The 18,363-nt window shown below is 58.1% G+C and carries 21 protein-coding genes and 1 pseudogene; 7 read left to right on the forward strand and 15 right to left on the reverse strand.

All coding sequences use genetic code 11. The features are described from left to right. The first annotated feature begins 5 nt into the window (after window positions 1–5). From fmt to VCA57_RS04680, 4 genes are read left to right on the forward strand one after another with little or no spacing between them, the layout of a single operon-like run. A complete protein-coding gene (gene fmt / locus VCA57_RS04665; RefSeq protein ID WP_411183795.1) occupies window positions 6–950 on the forward strand; it encodes a methionyl-tRNA formyltransferase in 945 nt (314 codons plus the stop codon). Then, window positions 947–2,260 (forward strand): 16S rRNA (cytosine(967)-C(5))-methyltransferase RsmB, encoded by a 1,314-nt coding sequence (rsmB, locus tag VCA57_RS04670; RefSeq protein WP_411183796.1) that lies wholly within the window; start codon window positions 947–949, stop codon window positions 2,258–2,260. Before fmt ends, rsmB begins: the two co-directional genes overlap by 4 nt. A gap of 12 nt (window positions 2,261–2,272) precedes the next feature. Continuing rightward, window positions 2,273–3,646 carry a Trk system potassium transporter TrkA gene (gene trkA / locus VCA57_RS04675; RefSeq protein WP_411183797.1) on the forward strand — a complete coding sequence of 458 codons (1,374 nt, stop codon included), beginning with the start codon at window positions 2,273–2,275 and terminating at the stop codon, window positions 3,644–3,646. Window positions 3,647–3,654: 8 nt separating this feature from the next. Next, window positions 3,655–3,975 carry a hypothetical protein gene (locus tag VCA57_RS04680; protein WP_411183798.1) on the forward strand — a complete coding sequence of 107 codons (321 nt, stop codon included), beginning with the start codon at window positions 3,655–3,657 and terminating at the stop codon, window positions 3,973–3,975. A 30-nt stretch (window positions 3,976–4,005) separates the two neighbouring features. Here the strand turns inward: VCA57_RS04680 and VCA57_RS04685 are convergent, their stop codons facing one another. The 5 genes from VCA57_RS04685 to VCA57_RS04705 form a co-directional block, all read right to left on the reverse strand. After that, the gene (locus VCA57_RS04685) at window positions 4,006–4,512 is read right to left on the reverse strand and encodes a hypothetical protein (protein ID WP_411183799.1); all 507 of its coding nucleotides are present in this window, start codon (window positions 4,510–4,512) and stop codon (window positions 4,006–4,008) included. 216 nt (window positions 4,513–4,728) lie between these two features. Next, window positions 4,729–6,105 carry an aspartate aminotransferase family protein gene (locus tag VCA57_RS04690; RefSeq protein WP_411183800.1) on the reverse strand — a complete coding sequence of 459 codons (1,377 nt, stop codon included), beginning with the start codon at window positions 6,103–6,105 and terminating at the stop codon, window positions 4,729–4,731. A gap of 19 nt (window positions 6,106–6,124) precedes the next feature. Further along, on the reverse strand, window positions 6,125–7,588 hold the full coding sequence (locus VCA57_RS04695) for an NAD-dependent succinate-semialdehyde dehydrogenase (RefSeq protein WP_411183801.1): 1,464 nt from the start codon (window positions 7,586–7,588) through the stop codon (window positions 6,125–6,127). Between the two features lie 79 nt (window positions 7,589–7,667). Continuing rightward, window positions 7,668–7,799, reverse strand: a complete 132-nt coding sequence (locus VCA57_RS04700) for a hypothetical protein (protein WP_411183802.1) — start codon at window positions 7,797–7,799, stop codon at window positions 7,668–7,670. Window positions 7,800–7,923: 124 nt separating this feature from the next. Next, window positions 7,924–8,328: a helix-turn-helix domain-containing protein gene (locus tag VCA57_RS04705; RefSeq protein ID WP_411183803.1), complete on the reverse strand. Its 405-nt coding sequence runs from the start codon at window positions 8,326–8,328 to the stop codon at window positions 7,924–7,926. A 79-nt stretch (window positions 8,329–8,407) separates the two neighbouring features. Here VCA57_RS04705 and VCA57_RS04710 point away from each other — a divergent pair, with 79 nt between their 5' ends. Then, window positions 8,408–8,905 (forward strand): DUF2938 domain-containing protein, encoded by a 498-nt coding sequence (locus VCA57_RS04710; protein ID WP_411183804.1) that lies wholly within the window; start codon window positions 8,408–8,410, stop codon window positions 8,903–8,905. A 93-nt stretch (window positions 8,906–8,998) separates the two neighbouring features. On the opposite strand, the gene VCA57_RS04715 is transcribed toward VCA57_RS04710, so the two are convergent. After that, window positions 8,999–9,493, reverse strand: coding sequence for a PaaI family thioesterase (locus tag VCA57_RS04715; RefSeq protein ID WP_411183805.1), 495 nt, complete (start codon window positions 9,491–9,493; stop codon window positions 8,999–9,001). Window positions 9,494–9,719: 226 nt separating this feature from the next. On the opposite strand from VCA57_RS04715, the gene pdxY reads away from it, so the two are divergent. Further along, entirely contained in the window at window positions 9,720–10,598 is an 879-nt protein-coding gene (gene pdxY / locus VCA57_RS04720) for a pyridoxal kinase PdxY (protein WP_411183806.1), read from the forward strand. 39 nt (window positions 10,599–10,637) lie between these two features. Here pdxY and VCA57_RS04725 read toward each other — a convergent pair whose 3' ends face one another. Continuing rightward, complete coding sequence (locus VCA57_RS04725; protein ID WP_411183807.1) at window positions 10,638–11,291, reverse strand: 7-cyano-7-deazaguanine/7-aminomethyl-7-deazaguanine transporter; 654 nt, start codon at window positions 11,289–11,291, stop codon at window positions 10,638–10,640. Between the two features lie 358 nt (window positions 11,292–11,649). Here VCA57_RS04725 and VCA57_RS04730 point away from each other — a divergent pair, with 358 nt between their 5' ends. Further along, window positions 11,650–12,213 carry an MFS transporter permease gene (locus tag VCA57_RS04730; RefSeq protein WP_411183808.1) on the forward strand — a complete coding sequence of 188 codons (564 nt, stop codon included), beginning with the start codon at window positions 11,650–11,652 and terminating at the stop codon, window positions 12,211–12,213. Between the two features lie 80 nt (window positions 12,214–12,293). Here the strand turns inward: VCA57_RS04730 and VCA57_RS04735 are convergent, their stop codons facing one another. The 8 genes and pseudogenes from VCA57_RS04735 to VCA57_RS04770 form a co-directional block, all read right to left on the reverse strand. Continuing rightward, window positions 12,294–13,487: an MFS transporter gene (locus tag VCA57_RS04735; RefSeq protein WP_411183821.1), complete on the reverse strand. Its 1,194-nt coding sequence runs from the start codon at window positions 13,485–13,487 to the stop codon at window positions 12,294–12,296. Window positions 13,488–13,523: 36 nt separating this feature from the next. Continuing rightward, the gene (locus tag VCA57_RS04740) at window positions 13,524–13,772 is read right to left on the reverse strand and encodes a DUF1272 domain-containing protein (RefSeq protein ID WP_411183809.1); all 249 of its coding nucleotides are present in this window, start codon (window positions 13,770–13,772) and stop codon (window positions 13,524–13,526) included. Then, the gene (locus VCA57_RS04745) at window positions 13,765–14,772 is read right to left on the reverse strand and encodes a GlxA family transcriptional regulator (protein WP_411183810.1); all 1,008 of its coding nucleotides are present in this window, start codon (window positions 14,770–14,772) and stop codon (window positions 13,765–13,767) included. The genes VCA57_RS04740 and VCA57_RS04745 overlap by 8 nt, the downstream gene beginning before the upstream one ends. A 235-nt stretch (window positions 14,773–15,007) precedes the next feature. Further along, window positions 15,008–15,286 carry a putative quinol monooxygenase gene (locus VCA57_RS04750; protein WP_411183811.1) on the reverse strand — a complete coding sequence of 93 codons (279 nt, stop codon included), beginning with the start codon at window positions 15,284–15,286 and terminating at the stop codon, window positions 15,008–15,010. A gap of 82 nt (window positions 15,287–15,368) precedes the next feature. Then, a complete protein-coding gene (locus tag VCA57_RS04755) occupies window positions 15,369–16,028 on the reverse strand; it encodes a hypothetical protein (RefSeq protein WP_411183812.1) in 660 nt (219 codons plus the stop codon). Window positions 16,029–16,119: 91 nt separating this feature from the next. Then, on the reverse strand, window positions 16,120–16,740 hold the full coding sequence (locus VCA57_RS04760; RefSeq protein ID WP_411183822.1) for a GIY-YIG nuclease family protein: 621 nt from the start codon (window positions 16,738–16,740) through the stop codon (window positions 16,120–16,122). Next, entirely contained in the window at window positions 16,685–16,915 is a 231-nt protein-coding gene (locus VCA57_RS04765; RefSeq protein ID WP_411183813.1) for a winged helix-turn-helix domain-containing protein, read from the reverse strand. Before VCA57_RS04765 ends, VCA57_RS04760 begins: the two co-directional genes overlap by 56 nt. A gap of 615 nt (window positions 16,916–17,530) precedes the next feature. Next, window positions 17,531–18,363: pseudogene (locus tag VCA57_RS04770) on the reverse strand (hypothetical protein); the annotation flags it as partial.

An 18,363-nucleotide genomic window follows, 5' to 3' on the forward strand; every position in this document is an offset into this window, starting at 1 on the left:
AACCCATGTCTGAGTCTTTGCGTATTGTCTTTGCCGGCACCCCCGAGTTCGCCGCCGAGCACCTCAAAGCCCTGCTCGACACGCCCCACCAGATTGTTGCCGTGTACAGCCAGCCAGATCGCCCGGCTGGCCGAGGGCAAAAGCTCACGCCAAGCCCGGTCAAGCAGCTCGCCCTGCAACACACAATTCCGGTGTATCAGCCGCAGACCCTGCGCGACCCCGATGCACAGGCCGAACTGGCAGCACTGCAACCCGACCTGATGGTGGTGGTGGCTTACGGCCTGATTCTGCCGCAGGTGGTTCTGGATACGCCGCGCCTGGGCTGCATCAACAGTCACGCTTCGCTACTGCCACGCTGGCGCGGTGCCGCGCCGATTCAGCGCGCGATCGAAGCCGGCGATGCCGAGTCCGGCGTCACCGTGATGCAGATGGAAGCCGGCCTGGATACCGGGCCGATGCTGCTGAAAGTCTGCACGCCGATCTCTGCGTCCGACACAGGCGGCAGCCTGCACGACCGTCTGGCCAGCCTCGGCCCGCAGGCAGTCATTGCAGCCATTAGCGGCCTGGCTGCTGGCACGCTGCTTGGCGAGGTGCAGGACGACAGCCTGGCGACCTACGCACACAAGCTCAACAAGGATGAAGCGCGGCTTGACTGGAACCGCCCAGCCATCGAGCTGGAGCGTCTGGTACGCGCCTTTCACCCCTGGCCGATCTGTCACAGCACGCTGAATGGCGAAGCACTCAAAGTACACGCAGCCGAGATCGGTGAAGGCAGCGGGGCAGCAGGCAGCATTCTCGCCGCCGACAAATCCGGCCTGACCGTGGCCTGCGGCAGCGGCGCATTGCGCCTGACCCGCCTGCAATTGCCCGGTGGCAAGGCGCTGAACTTCAGCGACTTGTACAACAGCCGCCGCGAGCAGTTCGCCCCAGGCCTGGTGCTCGGTCAATGAACCCACGTCTGGCTGCTGCCCGCGCCCTGGCCGTGGTGCTCAATGGCAAAGCCTCGCTGGGCAGTAGCCTGCCGCCGCTACTGGATAAGGTTGAGCAACGCGACCGTGGCCTGGCCCAGGACCTGGCCTTCGGCACCGCCCGCTGGCAGCCACGCCTGGCGCTGATTGCCGACAAGCTGCTGCAAAAATCCTTCAAGGCCGCCGACCGTGACGTTGAAGCCTTGCTGCTGATCGGCCTCTATCAGCTGTTCTACACCCGTATCCCGGCGCATGCCGCCATCGGTGAAACAGTGGCCTGCGTCGACAAGCTGAAGAAGCCGTCGCTCAAAGGCCTGCTGAATGCCGTGCTGCGCAATGCCCAGCGCGACGGCGAGAGCATTATCGCCAGCCTGGATCGCGACCCGGTGCTGCATACCGCCCACCCGCGCTGGCTGCAGAAAGCCCTGAAGGCGCAATGGCCGGAGCAGTGGGAAGCCATCTGCGCGGCCAATAACGCCCATCCACCGCTGATTCTGCGGGTCAATCGTCGCCTCGGTACACGGGACGACTATCTGGCCGAGCTGCGCCGGGTCGGCTTTGAAGCCGAGCCCTGCACCTATAGCCGCGATGGCATCCGTTTGCTGCAAGCCTGTGACGTGACCACCCTGCCGGGCTTTGCTGAAGGTCGCCTCAGCGTGCAGGACGAAGCCGCGCAACTGGCCGCCGAACTGCTTGACCTCGCACCCGGCCAACGCGTGCTGGACGCCTGCGCCGCGCCCGGCGGCAAGACCTGCCACCTGCTGGAGGCGCAACCCGCGCTGGCCGGGGTAGTGGCGGTGGACCTGGAAGAAAAGCGCCTGGTACGCGTGCGTGAAAACCTAAAACGCCTGGGCCTGCACGCTGAATTAATCGCCGCCGATGGTCGCGATCTGGCGGCCTGGTGGGACGGCAAGCCGTTCCAACGCATCCTGCTCGACGCACCTTGCTCAGCCACTGGGGTGATTCGTCGTCACCCGGATATCAAACTCACCCGCCAGCCTGAAGACATTCCGGCGCTGGCGCAGTTGCAAGGCGAGTTGCTGGATAGCCTGTGGCAAACCCTGGAGGTCGGCGGCATTCTGCTCTACGCCACCTGCTCGGTGATGCCCGCGGAAAACAGCGAGAACATCGCGGCGTTTCTGGCGCGTACCCCAGGTGCCCGTGAATTGGATATTGCCGGCACGTTCGGTAGCAAAACGCCGCACGGTCGCCAGTTATTCCCGCAAGTAGACGGCCACGACGGCTTTTACTATGCCAAGCTGATGAAAATCGCTGCCGCCCCGCGCGGCTGAGGAACAGACTGCATGAAGATCATCATTCTCGGTGCAGGCCAAGTCGGCGGCACCCTGGCCGAACACCTGGCCAGTGAAGCCAACGACATCACCGTGGTCGACACTGACGGCGAGCGCTTGCGTGACCTCGGCGACCGTCTGGATATCCGCACCGTACAGGGTCGCGGCTCGTTCCCGACGGTGCTGCGCCAGGCCGGCGCGGATGATGCCGATATGCTGGTGGCGGTGACCAACAGCGATGAAATCAACATGATCGCCTGCCAGGTGGCCTACAGCCTGTTTCACACCCCGACCAAGATTGCCCGGGTGCGCGAAGCGGCCTACCTGACCCGCAGCGGCCTGTTCAGCAACGAGTCGATTCCGGTCGACGTACTGATCAGCCCCGAGCAGGTGGTGACCAACTACATCAAACGTCTGATCGAATACCCTGGCGCGCTGCAGGTGATCGACTTCGCCGACGGCAAGGCCCAACTGGTGGCGGTCAAGGCCTACTACGGCGGGCCGCTAGTCGGCCAACAACTGCGCCAGCTGCGCGAACACATGCCGAATGTCGACACCCGCGTGGCGGCGATTTTCCGCCGTAACCGGGCGATCATGCCGCAAGGCGACACCGTGATCGAAGCTGATGACGAAGTGTTCTTTATCGCCGCCAAAGCGCATATCCGCGCAGTGATGAGCGAAATGCGCCGCATGGAAGTCAGCTACAAAAAGGTGGTAATCGCTGGCGGCGGGCATATTGGCGAACGCCTGGCCGAAGCCATCGAGAGCCGCTATCAGGTGAAGATCATCGAGATGAACCCGGCCCGTTGCCGGTATCTCTCGGAAACCCTCGACAGCACCATCGTGCTGCAGGGCAGCGCCTCGGACCGCGACCTGCTGGTGGAAGAAAACATCAGCGACGCCGACATCTTCCTAGCCCTGACCAACGACGACGAGGCCAACATCATGTCGTCCTTGCTGGCCAAGCGCCTCGGCGCGCGCAAGGTGATGACCATCATCAACAACCCGGCCTACGTTGATTTGGTTCAGGGCGGCGAAATCGACATTGCCATCAGCCCGCAGATGGCCACCATCGGCACCCTGCTGACCCACGTGCGCCGTGGCGACATTGAGAGCGTGCACAGCCTGCGCCGTGGTGCTGCCGAAGCCATTGAGATGATCGCCCACGGCGATGCCAAGTCGAGCAAGGTGGTCGGCCGCGCCATCGCCGATATCGCCCTGCCGCCCGGCACCACGATTGGCGCGATGATCCGCAAGGAAGAAGTGTTGATCGCCCACGACAATACGGTGATCGAGTCGGGCGACCACGTGATCCTGTTCCTGGTCGACAAAAAGTACATCCGCGATGCCGAGCGCTTGTTCCAGGTCGGCCTGACCTTCTTCTAGGAGTCGCAATGAGCACTGAAGCGCTGGAGAAGATGCTGGCCAAGGGCATCGATAACGCCTTACTGCGCTTCGGCCTAGGCAAAGGCCATCTGGATGCAGGCAACGCCGCTCTGGCAAGCGAGCACCTGCAACGCTGTGTGGCCTTCGACCCCAGCTACTCCGCCGCCTGGAAGCTGCTGGGCAAGGCCCTGCAAGCCGACGGCGACACTACGGGCGCAGGCCAAGCCTGGCAGCAAGGCATCAGCGCGGCACAGGCCAAGGGCGACAAGCAGGCAGAAAAGGAAATGAGTGTGTTCCTGCGCAAGCTGGAGAAGAGCGCGGCCCGCTGAGGCCGCTCTGCTCCAAGTTAGGCTACACGCTTAGTTAATGCTGTAACCACGCCCGCTAAGACAAGCACCAAGGGCACGCCGGTAATAACCGCTAGTGCTCTCCGCGGGTGCACTGGTCGCACTGGCTGGATCGAAGCCACTCTGACTAACCGCCCACGTATGGCATTCGTAGCGGTCGCGGGCCTGCAAATCGGCGTCCTGACCCCGTGCCGGATAAGCAATGACGGTGTAGTTAGCGGCCGGAGCATTGTTCGCTACTGGCGGCGCATCGACCACCACGTACTGTTTACGGTCGGCGTTCCACATGTAATAGGAACCTGCCGCAACGAAATACAAAGCACTGCCTATCCACAGTTCGCGCGCAAAGTCTGGCAAGCCGTGCCCATGACGCGGGCCTGGACCACCCCAGCCAAATCCCGGACCACCAGGCTGCGGGCCATGTCCAGGGCCAGGCCCACCCGGGCCGGCAAAGGCATTGACGGAAAGGGTCGCCAACAGCAAAGCAGCGATGGCACTACGCGCGAGGGATGATTTCATCATGGGCTCCGAAGAATGCAGCGCCCGCAGGGTTTACGGGCAGGGCACATTATCGGCAAGCCTGTGCAAGCGCAGGTCAGCGCAGTGTAAAGACCATGTAAAGCTAACCTGCCACAGCACCTGGGCAGGCTTATGTGCAACGAGCAAGACGCCTACAGAAACAACTTCCTGTAGGCGTCTTGCTACGACGATGTGCTTGGCTCAGCGTGACCGCCGTTACAGCACTTCGCTGGCCACTGCATCCACCGCCGACTTGGCGATACCCACCAGCAAATCCGCTTCAGCCTTAGTCAGCACCAGCGGCGGGGCGAAGCCGAGGATGTCACCTTGCGGCATGGCGCGGGCAATCATGCCGCGCTCCAGGCAAGCGGCCGAGACCCGTGGGCCAACCTTCAGCGCGGCATCGAACGGCGTGCGCGCTTCTTTGTCCGCCATAAACTCCAGCGCGGCGAGCATGCCGACACCGCGTACTTCGCCAACCAACGGGTGGCCTTCGAAGGTTTGGCGCAATTGCTGGTTGAGATAAGCACCCACCTCGGCGGCGTTGGCGGTGAGGTTTTCCCGCTCCAGAATGTCCAGGTTGGCCAGTGCAGCAGCGGCGCAGATCGGGTGACCGGAATAGGTCCAGCCGTGGCCCATGGCACCGTCGCGGGTGGAGGCTTCGTCGATCACGTTCCACACCTTTTCACCGACGATCACCGCTGACAACGGCGCATAAGCGCTGGTCAGGCCTTTGGCCGTGGTGATCAGGTCTGGCTGCATGCCGAACAACTGGCTGCCCATCGGCGTACCCAGACGACCGAAGGCACACACCACTTCGTCAGCGATCAGCAGGATGTCGTACTTGGCCAGCACGGCCTGGATCGCGGCCCAGTAACCTTCAGGCGGGACGATGATGCCGCCGGTGCCCATCACCGGCTCGCCGATAAAGGCCGCCACGGTGTCCGGGCCTTCAGCCAGGATCATGCGTTCTAGGTCCTCGGCGCAATAACGCACGAACGCCGCCTCATCCATACCCGCCGGAGCCTTGTAAAAATGCGGGCACGTGGCGTGTTTGATGTCGGCATGCGGTAGGTCGAAATGCTGGTGGAAGCTGGCCAAGCCGGTCAGGCTGCCGGTCATGATGCCCGAGCCATGGTAGCCGCGCTGACGCGAGATGATCTTCTTCTTCAGCGGCCGACCGAGCACGTTGTTGTAGTAACGCACCAGCTTGATCTGGGTTTCGTTGGCGTCCGAGCCGGACATGCCGTAGTAAACCTTTTTCATGCCCTGCGGTGCCCACTCGATAATGCGCCGGGACAACTCAATGATCGCCTCGGTCGAATGGCCAACGTAGGTGTGGTAGTAGGCCAACTCTTTGGCCTGCTTGTAGATCGCCTCGGCGACCTCGGTGCGGCCGTAGCCGATGTTCACGCAGTACAGGCCGGCAAAGGCGTCGATCAGCTCGCGGTCTTGGTGATCCTTGATGCGGATGCCCGAAGCGCTCTTGATGATGCGTCCCTGGAGCGCGCCGCTGGCGTGGTCATGGGCGTGGGTGGACGGGTGCATAAAGTGGGCACGGTCCTGCTCGAACAACTCGTCGTAATGGCTCATGGAAATCCTCCGGATTGGCTCAGTAACGCTGGCCCTGGTGATGAATGCAGAAGTACTTGGTTTCGACGAAAGGCTCAAAGCCCTCCGCGCCGCCCTCACGGCCGAGGCCGGAGGATTTTTTGCCACCGAAAGGGATCGGGTGGCCGGTGAATTTGGTTCCATTGACCGCGACCATGGCGTGGTCGAGACGGCGGATCAGTGGGTGAACAACGTCCAGCCGATTGGAGCAAATGTAAGCTGCCAGGCCGTACTCGGTGTCGTTGGCCATGGCCACGGCCTCATCCAGCGTGTCGAAGGGCAGCACGCCGGCAATTGGCGCAAAGTTTTCTTCCTGGTAGATACGCATGGCCGGGGTGACATCAGCCAGCAGCGTCGGCTGCCAAAACCAGCCGCCCAGCGCATGCGGCTCGCCACCCGCCAGCAGGCGCGCGCCTTGCTCCAGGGCATCGGCCACCCGCGCCGCCGTTACATCAAACGCCGCCTGGTGCATCAGCGGGCCAATTGCATGCCGGTCATCCAGGCCCGGGCCGACGCTCAGGCCGCGCACCGCCTTGGCAAAACGCTGCAAAAACTCCTCATAAACCGGGCGCTGCACGAGGATGCGGTTGGCCGCGCAGCAGTCCTGGCCGGAGGTCTGAAACTTGGCGTCCAGCGCCACCTGCACGGCGTGGCCAATGTCGGCATCGGCGCAAACAATCAACGGCGCATTGCCGCCCAGTTCCAGCGCGACCTTTTTCACGTCCTGCGCCGCAGCATGCAGCACCAACTTGCCGACGCGGGTTGAGCCGGTAAAGCTCACCGCCCGCACGCGAACGTCCTTAACCAGGGTTTCCATGGCCATTTGCGGCTCGCCCAACACCACGTTGAACACCCCGGCGGGGAAGCCCGCTTCCTCGGCCAATTGCGCCAGGGCGAAGGCAGAATAGGGCGTTTCATGCGCCGGTTTAACCACCACCGTGCAGCCAGCAGCCAGGGCGGCGGCGGCCTTGCGGGTGATCATCGCCGAGGGGAAATTCCACGGCGTGAGCAGGGCACAGACACCCACCGGCTCCTTCAGCGTGCCGAGCTGGGCACCGGCAATGTGGCTGGGGATAGTCTGGCCATACAAGCGCCGCGCTTCTTCGGCATACCAAGGGATAAAGCTCGCCGCGTAACGGATTTCGCCACGGGCCTCGGCCAGGGGTTTGCCTTGTTCTTCACTGAGGATGCGCGCCAAGTCTTCCTGATGCTGCAGGATCAACTCGGCCCAGCGCCGCAGAATAGCCGCGCGGTAGTCCAGGCTCTGCTCACGCCACACCACAAAGGCGCGCTGGGCAGCGTCTACCGCGGCAACGATCTGCTCCCGCTGGAGCATCGGCACATGGCCGATCACACGCTGGTCGGCGGGGTTCTGCACGGCAACGCTGGCGCCGTTGCTGCTGTGCAGCCAATGCCCGTCGACATAGCAGAGCGATTTAAACAAAAGAGGATGGTCGAGGGGCATGGCAATGTCTCCGGGCCGGTGGGCATGGGACACAGCTTAGGGGCAGGCGGCTTGGCGTTTTTTCCAAGCCAGCAGGGCGTCACCGCAGTTTTTTCTGAAAACGGCGGGCGGGCAGGGTGTTTTTCGTGTCAGTGCGGTGGAATGCACCCGGCGCGCTGGCAATGATGTCGATCGACTTCCAAGCCATGCCGTACGCCAGTTTGCTGGCCATGCTGTAACGGCATTGCAAATGCTGGGGGTCATTGAGCGCGGCTTAAGCGGCGCTCAACACGCTCCCTGTGCCTCGCCTCGTGCGGGGCTTGTTTGCGTTTTGTTTGGCGATATCCAACCCGTTTTCACTTTTTGCGTTTAGCCTGCGCTAAAGCAGATTGCGCTTTTAACAGGCGCTGAAACGTCGGGCATTCGGCGTGACTGGGTGCCGGGCACTGCGCTGCATGCTTCAACCCGAGACTCACTGCGCGCAGGCGTTTAATGTTCTGCTCGATCTCCTCGGCCTTGTGCATAAGAGCCTGCCGGTCAATGCTTGCCCCGCCATTGGCGGCAAGCATCAGGCGAATTTCTTCAAGCGTGAAGCCGGCAGATTGGCCCAAAGCGATCAACGCCAACTGGTCGAGAATATTTGCCGAAAAGCGCCGCCGCTCGCCCTTTTCGCTAAGGGTCATGACCAAGCCCTTTTCCTCGTAAAAACGCAAAGTCGACGCAGGCAAGCCCGAGCGTTTAACCACATCGCGAATGTCCATAACGACCTCTTGACCTCAAGTTAACTTGAACTTGTAGATTGATGCTCAACAGCAGAGCAATCAACCCATCGAGGTCATCATGCCCCCACTACTCAATAAGCTTTTACTGATTTTCAGCATCGGCGTCGGCGCAACATTAGTCATGGACGCATGGCTAATGTTGCTGCAACGCTTTGGCGTGGCAACACTCAACTTTGCCTACGTCGGGCGCTGGGTGGGACATATTTTTCGCGGCCAGTTTCGCCACAAGGCTATCGCCAAATCTGCGCCTGTGCAGGATGAGCTTGCTCTCGGGTGGCTCATGCACTACGCCACCGGAATCGCCTTTGCTGGCGTACTGATTGGTGTTCAAGGCATGGAGTGGGCGCTGCAGCCGACTTGGCTGCCGGCATTGGCGATGGGTGTGCTAACGGTGCTCATCCCACTGCTGATCATTCAGCCCGCAATGGGATCGGGCATCGCATCATCCAAGACCGCCACCCCCCTGAAAAACTGCCTAAAAAGCCTAGTAACGCACAGTGTTTTCGGGCTTGGCTTATACCTAGCGCTCAAGTTAGCGGCTTGGCTGATTGCTTAAACGCGCAAGAAAACCTGAAGCGCTGTCCGGGATTAGTTGACCACTGCGCTTGAAAACCCTCAGAAGAATGGGGAGCTGTCCCCTATTAGCTCCTCAAGCATCCCGCCCGTGCGCATCAGCAGTTAATTGCGCGGTATCAACCCGCACGAATACCGAATCACCGATGGCAGTGAGCACATCACCTGCGTAGACCTCACAGACAATCCGGCTCTTACGCCCGACTTCGCCTTCAACTTTGGCGCGCAAGGTTAGCGGTACACCCATAGGCGTTGGCTTGATGAACTTGATGCCGAGATTACCGGTGACGCAATCAATGCGCGGCAGGCTACCAACCTCGCGACCCTCGGCGCGGTAGTGATAGGCCATGGCCGTCCAGTTGGAGTGGCAGTCGACCAGCATGGCAATCAACCCGCCGTAGACCAGCTCTGGCCAGCCTGAGTATTTGGCGTCAGGAAGGTGCTCAGCCATGACGTGCACGCCGTCCTCATGCCAGTAACTTTTAATATGCAGGCCATGAGAATTAGAAGGACCGCAGCCGTAGCAAACGCCCTCGGGGGCTGCCGCGTCTTGGAGGGATGCATCATTCATAGCCAAACACCTCTTATTTATTGTTAACAGCGCAGCTCATGTGGCTCACGGTGATCAATCTGCAACCCTGCCGGAAATATGCCAGAGGGGCAATTAGTTAGGCTCGGCCAAGCCAACGTGCCGCGACAGCGATCATCAAACGCAAGCGGTCATGGCCTAGACCGCAGTGATTGGCCAATAATGCGCCGCTGGACTCGCACCCTTCGCATAAGGATCTTCACCGACCATGAATGCTTGCGCCCCATCCCTTGTTCTGTCGATTCAATCGCATGTCGCCCTCGGCCACGTGGGTAACGACGCGGCTGTGTTCCCGCTGCAACGCTTAGGTTTTGAGGTGCTACCGGTGCATACGGTGCAGTTCTCCAACCACACCGGTTACGGTCAGTTTCGTGGCCAGGTATTCGATGCCGAGCACATTCGTGACGTGCTCACCGGGCTGCGTGAGCGAGGCGCGCTGGCGCGGGTATCGGCGGTGTTGTCCGGCTACCTGGGCGATGCGGCGATTGGTGCGGTGATTCTCGAAGCGGTGGACGAGATTCGTCGCGACAACCCAGCCGTGCGCTACCTCTGCGACCCGGTGATGGGCGACGTCGGCCGGGGTGTTTTCGTTAACGCGGCTATTCCGGATTTTCTGCGCAACCTGGCGCTGCCCTGCGCCAACATCATCACGCCCAACCAGTTCGAGTTCGAACTGCTGACCGCCAGCACGCTCAACAGCGTGGCGGACGCCGTACGCACGGCACGCCAACTGCGCGGCCGTGGCCCAGACGTGATTGTGATCACCAGCCTGTCCACACCCGACATCCCCGCCGACCAACTCGGCACCTTGGCCGTCAACGGTGAAGGGGCGTGGTTAGTGAGCACCCCGCGCCTGGCCTTGCATCCGCTGCCCAACGGCATGGGCGACGTGTTTTCCGCGACCCTGCTGGCGCGTTTACTGGCCGGCCATGCCTTGCCGCAAGCGCTGGAACTGGCCACCGCGACGCTTTATGCGCTGGTGCAGAAAACCGCTGAAGGCTCGCGTGACCTGCCCTTAGTGGCCGCCCAGGAGCAGATCATCGAACCACAGCAGCGTTACCCCGCCAGCCCAGTGCAGGGCGCATAACGGCGCGCCAGCTGGGCTTGCTTGCGCGCTTTCCTGCGCTCAAACAGCCGGCACCGCGCGCTGCGGCAACGCCCGCACGATGGCGCCAAGCAGCATGCCGTACAGCGGCACGAACAGAATCAGGCTGATGGCCAGCTTGATCACGTAATCCACCGAGGCGATCTCCACCCAGTTGGCGGCCATAAACGGATCGTCGCTGTGCCAGAAGGCCACCGAGAAGAACAGGAAGGTATCCAGCAGGTTGCCGAAGATGGTCGAGGTCGTCGGCGCGACCCACCACTGGCGCAGCGTGCGCAGGCGGTCGAACACCTGAATATCCAGCCACTGGCCGAAGGCATAAGCCAGAAAGCTGGCAATGGCGATACGGAAGACGAACAGATTGAACTCACCCAGCGTCGCCAGGCCGCCGAAAGCGCCGTCGTGGAATAGCACCGACACCACGTAGGAAGCCGCCAACGCCGGCAGCATAACGCGGGCGATCACCACCCGCGCCGAGTGCTTGCCGAGCAGGCGCACAGTCAGATCGGTGGCGAGAAAGATAAACGGGAAACTGAATGCGCCCCAGGTGGTATGCCAGCCGAACAGGGTGATCGGCAGCTGCACCAGGTAGTTACTGGCGATGATGATAAGCAGGTGAAAGGCGATTAGCCCAGCCAGCACAGAGCGGCTGACCGACGCAGGAATCAAGGTCATGGGTGTGTCCTTTTTGCGTTGAATGGGGTTAGGGAACCCATTGCTGCAGCCGACATGGCCACAAGCGGCGCGCATTCTAGCGCGATCTTGACTCAGGAGATAGGTTTCAGCGGGCGGCACAGACGGCAATCCGCCGTGCGGTTATACCAAGCACTTGGCACACCTAGCCGCCGATTATTTATAGAATCGCGGCTGCCCTGAACGGGCTGTTGAGGAACGCAGGGCGTTTTGCAGCAGTCAGTTAACCGGACAGTTCGTCCGCCGCACAGGCCACAGGGATACCCGCAGCGGATCACGGACTCGAAACCAACGCGCCTGCGCATCCCGATCACGCAGCGCCACTCATGAGCAAAGGTCAATGGATAACCTGTATCAAACCCCCAGCGCGGATCTGCTGGTCAATGATTCCCCCTCCGCCACAACCTTCTTCGTCACCTCGACCAGCAAGCTGTTTCTGCTGTTCTTCCTGACCTTGGGCCTGTACAGCGTTTACTGGTTCTACAAACAGTGGGACACCCAGCGCGCCGCCATGCTGCCAAAGAAGATTTACCCGGCAGCGCGTTCGCTGTTCAACATCTTCTTCGTCCATTCGCTGTGCGCGCGCATCCGCGACCAACTGCAAGCCCAAGGCTTGGACGACTGGAAATACGGCCTGACCGCCTGGATGTATATCGTTATCACTGTGGTTAGTAACGGCCTGGCCAAAGTCGATAGCCAAGAGAGCGCAGTCGTCGAGCTGCTCCTGATAACGGTCGGCGTCATTATCCCCGCCTGGCCCATGGCGGTGATCCAAGCAAAAGCCAACCTGGCCAGCGGCGACCCACAAGGTGCAAACAACAAGCGCATCAGCCTGCACAACGTGCTCTGCATTATTCCAGGGGCGTTGCTCTGGTTGCTGATCCTAGTCGGTCTTTTTCTCTAATCGCCCCCCCATCGCGGGCGGCTCTAACAAGACGTTGCACCGCGAGATAAGCGTCTAGGCGACCCTACTAGGTCGCCTTTTTATTGCCTGCCATTTACCGGCATGCCATCAATTGGCTGCAGGCTGCGCCTTGCCGGCCACAGCATCAGCACGGCCAGGCCAACGAAGGGCAGAACAATCAAGTTGATCGCGCTCCAGCCGAGGCCGCTGATCAACACCCCAGCGCTAAAGGCAGCACCGGCAGCCAGTATGCCGTTGAGCAACTCCATCAACCCCTGCGCCTGGGCACGCTGCGTTTCGCCATGCCCCTCGGCGAGCAGCGTGGTGCCCGCGACCAGCATCAGGTTCCAACCCAAACCAAGCAACAACGAGCTGAGGAGAAAGTGCAGCTGTTGCAGGCCGCTGAGGGCAATGGTGGCGCTGCCCAGCAGTATCAAGCCGCCAAGCAAGGCCACCCGGCGGCTACCGAGATAATCGACCAGAGGGCCTGCCAAAAAGGCCGGGAGAAACATGCCGAGCATGTGCCACTGGATCACCTGGGCGCTACTTTCCAGGGCAAAGCCGCAGAAGTTCATGGCCAGAGGCGTGGCATTCATCACTAAAACCATCAGGCCATTGCCAATCGCCGTGGTGGCGATAGCGGCGCGCACCACCGGGTTACTCAACAGTTGCCGTAGCGCCGTGAATCCAGCCTTGGGCCTGGGCGGTGCAGCGCCCTCGCGCAGCCGGCTCATCAGCAACAACGCGAGCAGGGCAAAGATAGCAATCAGCAGATAAGCCGCGACAAAGGGCGTGCCCAGTAAGCTGCCGGCCCACTGCAGCGCGCTCGGCACCAGCAAGGCCGCCAATACCCCGCCGCCAATCACATAACCGCTGGCCCGGCCTTTTTCAGTCGCTGCGACGGCTTCCAGGGCGGCAAAGCGGTAGTACACCGCCGACGCCTGATACACGCCGATGGGCAGGGCACCCAAGCAAAACAGCATAAAGTCACCCAGCCAAACGCCCAGCGCGCTCAGCAGGCCGCCCACTACGCCAGCGCCGGCACCGAGCATCAGACCAGGGCGACGACCATGGCGCTGCATAAACCGCGACATCGGCTGCACGCTGAACAGGTTGCCGAGCATCCATAAACATAACGGCAAGGTTGCCAGACTATTCAGTGGGGCCAGTTGCAGCCCCACCAAGGCAGTCAGGGTGATGCCGATCATCGAGCACGACCAGTACAGCGCCTGGCCGGCGAACAACAGGCGAATCGATGGATTGCGTAACAGCACCATAGGGTGACTCCAGCCAATACCCAGGCGTTGACGTTAGTGCGCGGCGCTACAGCCGGCAGGGTTGAATACCCGCGTAGTGGACGCCGGCGCGCCTTCCAGCTTGGCGGCTGGGCGGATAGGCCGACGCACCAGCTCACCGCCACAGTTCGGGCAGTGCCCCTGCAGGTGGCTATCGGCGCAGTGGCTGCAAAACGTGCACTCGAACGAGCAGATCCGCGCGTCCGGCGCATCTGGCGGCAGGTCGCGGTTACAGCATTCGCAGTTGGGGCGTAACTCAAGCATGGTGAATCTCCCGGCCGAAGCGTTCGGCATATTCCAGAGGGCTAACACAAAGGTGCTTATGGAAAACCCGCCGCAGGTTTTCCGGGTGGCCAAAGCCCGTGAGCCTGGCCACCGTACTGATCGAAGCCTGGGCGTCCTGCAACAGCGCGCGGGCAGCCTCAAGGCGAACCCGCTCGACATAGCGCGCCGGGCCGGTGCCCAACTCTTTGGCGAATACTCGGGAAAGCGTGCGCGGCGCCAGCCTGGCTTGTTCGGCCAGCGCCTCCAGCGACAAATCGCCACCCAGATTGCCGGGAATCCAAGCCAACAAATCGGCCAGACGCGGTGTACGGCAGGGCTCTGGTGCGAGCAGCGCACTGAATTGCGCCTGGCCACCAGGGCGACGCAGGAACATCACCAAACGCCGCGCCACAGCCAGCGCCATGCTGCGACCCAGATCGGCTTCCACCAGGGCCAGGGCCAAATCGATGCCGGCTGTCACACCCGCCGAGGTAAACAGATGGGCAGCGCGGCGGTCGTCGGGGTCATAGGTGTGTAAGCAGTCGGCGTCTACCTCAACTTGCTCGTGCTCACGCAACGCCGCCACATCGGCCCAATGCGTGGTCACGCGCTGGCCATCGAGCAAGCCAGTACGGGCAAGAATCAACGCCCCGGAACACACCGAGCCGAGCCGACGAATCTGCGGTTCGGCAGCGCGCAACCAGGCCAGCAGAGCAGGGTTTTCACACTGCACGGTTTCACCCACGCCACCGGGAATCAGCAGCGTGTCCAGCTCACTTGGGTCACAGTCCAGCCAACTGGCATCCGCCAACAGACGCATGCCGGATGAGCTGTTTACCGGGCCAACCTGTTCGCTCAGCAACAGCAAGCGATAAGCATCGCCCAAGCCCTGCCGGTTGCGCTCGGCGTTGGCCGAGGCAAAAACCTGCAATGGGCCGACTACATCCAGGCTCATAAAATCAGGGTAAATAAGGGCGGCGATGCACTTGATGGTGTCCATGGCGATCTCTGCGAGCACGATGGACAGAGTGTGCGCAGGCGCAAGCCTGGCGGCAATGACATTAACCCCACATATCTCGCCACTTTTTGCTGTGGCGGATAAGCCTCGAGGATTTTTGCAGCAAAGGTTCTTGAGGCGAGGAGTGTTTATTTTTAGCTTTGCTGGTAACAGAACAATTCTGTTTACCTATAGGTTAAAAATTGTGGATGTTTAATAACCCTGCTTACTTTAGATATTAAATTTTAGTAATCGTGTAATGCCTTTGAACGTCCTTCGTAACGGACCCCCAACGAGAACCCGCTACTCTTGCTTGGTGTTGTTCAAATGCCGCTTCGCTATCAAATTCTTCATAAACAGCAAATCGCTGAACATCCGTAGCAGACTGCTCTACATGGAAAACCATACAACCCGGCTCATTCCGGGTTAATTCAATATGAGTGGGTAACTCTTCTTTGATCTGCTTCAGGTCGGCTTCTGGTACAACTATAAATCCTTCCAGGATTACTTTCGACACAAGCTTTACCTCAATATTAAAGTAATCAGGCTGATTTAGTTTTATCAGTTTTTGGATATTAATCTGACCCCTTTAGCAGCATTCAGCGGCTTTTCCGCGGCAATGCCTTGTTAACCTCAGGTGAACTCAAGCTATCACCCAGGAGCGGAACAATATCCTCTTCTCTAGCGACGATCTGAAATCTACGAACATATTCCGGAATTCGCCTGTCATCTGGCCAATATTTTTCTGAAACTGAAGAAGCGAAAAGCCCAGCATCTATCTCGCCAATTAAATGACAGATATTTCGGATTGATCTCTTAATTTTTGAGACCTCTTTAAGCAGCTCACTTTCAGAGACCCCTTTTTTAGATTCAAGTCGATCAATTGCTAGAAATACTCGGCGTATTCTGTCTGGGTCACAGTAAATTCTTTTGCTATCTATAATATCTGACTCATTAAGGCCATTTCTAACAATCTCACTAGTAACAATTTCTTTAAGAGACTTGGCATCCTTAATCAAATAGTCAATGCCTGAACGAAAAGAGCCATACTGGCCGACACCTATGTAAATGGCACCAACTATTGCAAGCTTTACTTTAAGACTGCCATCTTCGAGCCTTACTAGCACTTCAGTATCTTGACGGAAAATAATATCAGAGTATTTACGGACAATCTCTTTTAGATATTGCTCTGTTTTTTCGAGGTCAATTTCACTGAAGTCTAGGTCAATATGAAAATCCATTCCGGCAATATATGCCACGATATCTCCTTAAGGGTTAAGGTTTGGTTAAGGGGCGGGCTTTAGCCCGTCCCAGTGAGCGTAGCGAACGATAGAAATCCGTTGTTAGACCTCACAACTTTTCAATTGCCGCTTCTAGAGAGGCCTTTACGCGCTTCTTATTAATCTCAGGGTCTTCGCGCTGAATGAACTCAACAGCCGAAAGGTCGTCACCACGCTTTCTATTTTGGCGGGGCTCAAGTGCCTCGATTAGAATGGCTTCTAGTGCAGGAATCATCTTTGCTGCCTCAAATGTTGCTGGCAGCTCTCCAAGCTGACCAGACTCTGAGACGGGCAGAAGACCAAACCAAGAGAATCGATCCCATCGAGCGGCTAGACGATCCGAGGTATGTTCGTACAGCCTGCGCCCTAATGGGCGATCAGTAGAGCGACCAATATAGATGACCTCTCTGCCGTCATACAGTAGGTAGATACCAAGCTGCTTATTAAAGTCTACTGGTGTGGCTCCTAGCTGTTGCATGCCTAGTAGCTTTGGCGTTGCAACCCATTGAACCGCTTCTCTACGCCAGAACATACCGAAGGAGCTAACAATGTCGTATTGCTCTTCAGTCTCCTCAGACTCTTCGACTGTAGGGGTTAGTTTGACTTTGCTCGGTGAACCTAATGTTGCGGCAGATTTATTTAGTGTAAACGTGCCTTTTGCTACGCGAATGTAGGGGGGACGACTCCCCATCGTGCTTAATGGAAGCGCTTATCTGGGCGATAACTGTTGCTGCTGGCGTAGCCCCTAGACTTGTGCGTAATTTGTCAGCAATGATCTTGTCCGTGATGTCTTTATAGTGCAGCGGAGTTGTTGATACTCCCAACACTTTGTCGATAGCTGCACGCCAAGTAAGTTCTTTTGTCATGTGATAACCGAATATATTTTGGATAGGGGTCTAACAAGGATTAGACGGAGCCCGCACTAATCCATTAATAAATAGACCAATTTTGAGCGGGATATCGACTGCTAGATAATTCAACCCGCCCCTTTAGCAGCGACTTAAAAACTGTCCAGCCACGAAATAGCGGAGCTGAGCGACTTTTTTTGCATACTGATACCAGTCTAGCAATAGTTCAAATGTAACTTCCGTTTTTACATGGAGTCTGTACGCCTTATGTTCATAGCCTAAAGAACGAGACACTGATTCAATATCAGCATGACGGCCACGTTTTGTAAATGTAGGTAAATACTCTTCTTCAACCTCAACATCCGACATATAACAAGGAGCTACAGAAACGTAGACCGTAACTTTAGTTATATTTGCCTCTAATAGCACGAGCTCTCTAGATGACTCGAATGAAAATCCAGATATCTTTTTGACAGATCGAACAAATTTACAAAGTGTTTATTTATCTAAAAGCGCTCTTGCTTCTATTGGGCTCCAGTTCAAATTTACTTCCCCCTATTCACATCACGTTTAAGCTAAGGGGCTTAGCTTTAGCCAGTCCCAGTGAGCAAATCGACCGATTTTAGCGCATTGTTAGCCGACACTAACGCGGTGTTCTTCAATAATTACTTTTAGTTCTGAAACTGAAAGTGGCGGCTCACTGGTATGAAGCATCGCGTGACAGTTTGGGCAAACCGGAACCAAATCTTTGGTTGGTTTTATCTCATAATTTTTACGAATAGTAGCCAGCGGTTTTTTGTGGTGAACATGAATAAATTTCTCACCAATTACTACGTATTGTTCTTTAAAGTTCATGTTGCATACAGAGCAATTGTAGCCATGCCTAGCAAGGCAAGCGGCACGAGCGTTAGGATCACGTTCGTAAGAATTTATAGTAACTTTGCGAACAGCATCTTCGAAATAAGGTAAGTCTTGGTGCAGGGTTTCAGGAAATATAGAATCAATTTGTACACTTTTACGGACAGTGTAATCAGGGAAAGTGCTTAATCGACGCTTGGCTTCACTAAGCTCTGGCTCAGAAAAAAGAGATTGGAATTGTGGCCTGAGTACTAGTGATTCAACGCTAATATCTGAACGACCAGAGTCTATAAGAGCTTGTAGTCCGCTTTGGACTGACTCACTCTTTAAAGGAAGAAGCATGCGATGTGCGGTTTCTAAGCCCCCATGGCGCCGAACTGAACGTAAGAAATAGTTTGCCCAATACCCGACCTCTTTTCCTGCCTGGGTATATACAGTCAACATTGCTTCATGAAAGGTTTCTTCTAGGGAAACTCTGAAAAAGACTTCCTGATTTTGGCAAAATACCCAGACTCCACCCGCTGAGTTTTCCGATGAAGCAGATGACCTTCGCCGACGCCGAGTACGCCGGTAAGCGCAAGCAGACCCGCAAAGAGTTGTTCCTGATC

It is taken from the genome of Pseudomonas sp. (assembly GCF_046581935.1).
Classification (GTDB): Bacteria; Pseudomonadota; Gammaproteobacteria; order Pseudomonadales; family Pseudomonadaceae; genus Aquipseudomonas.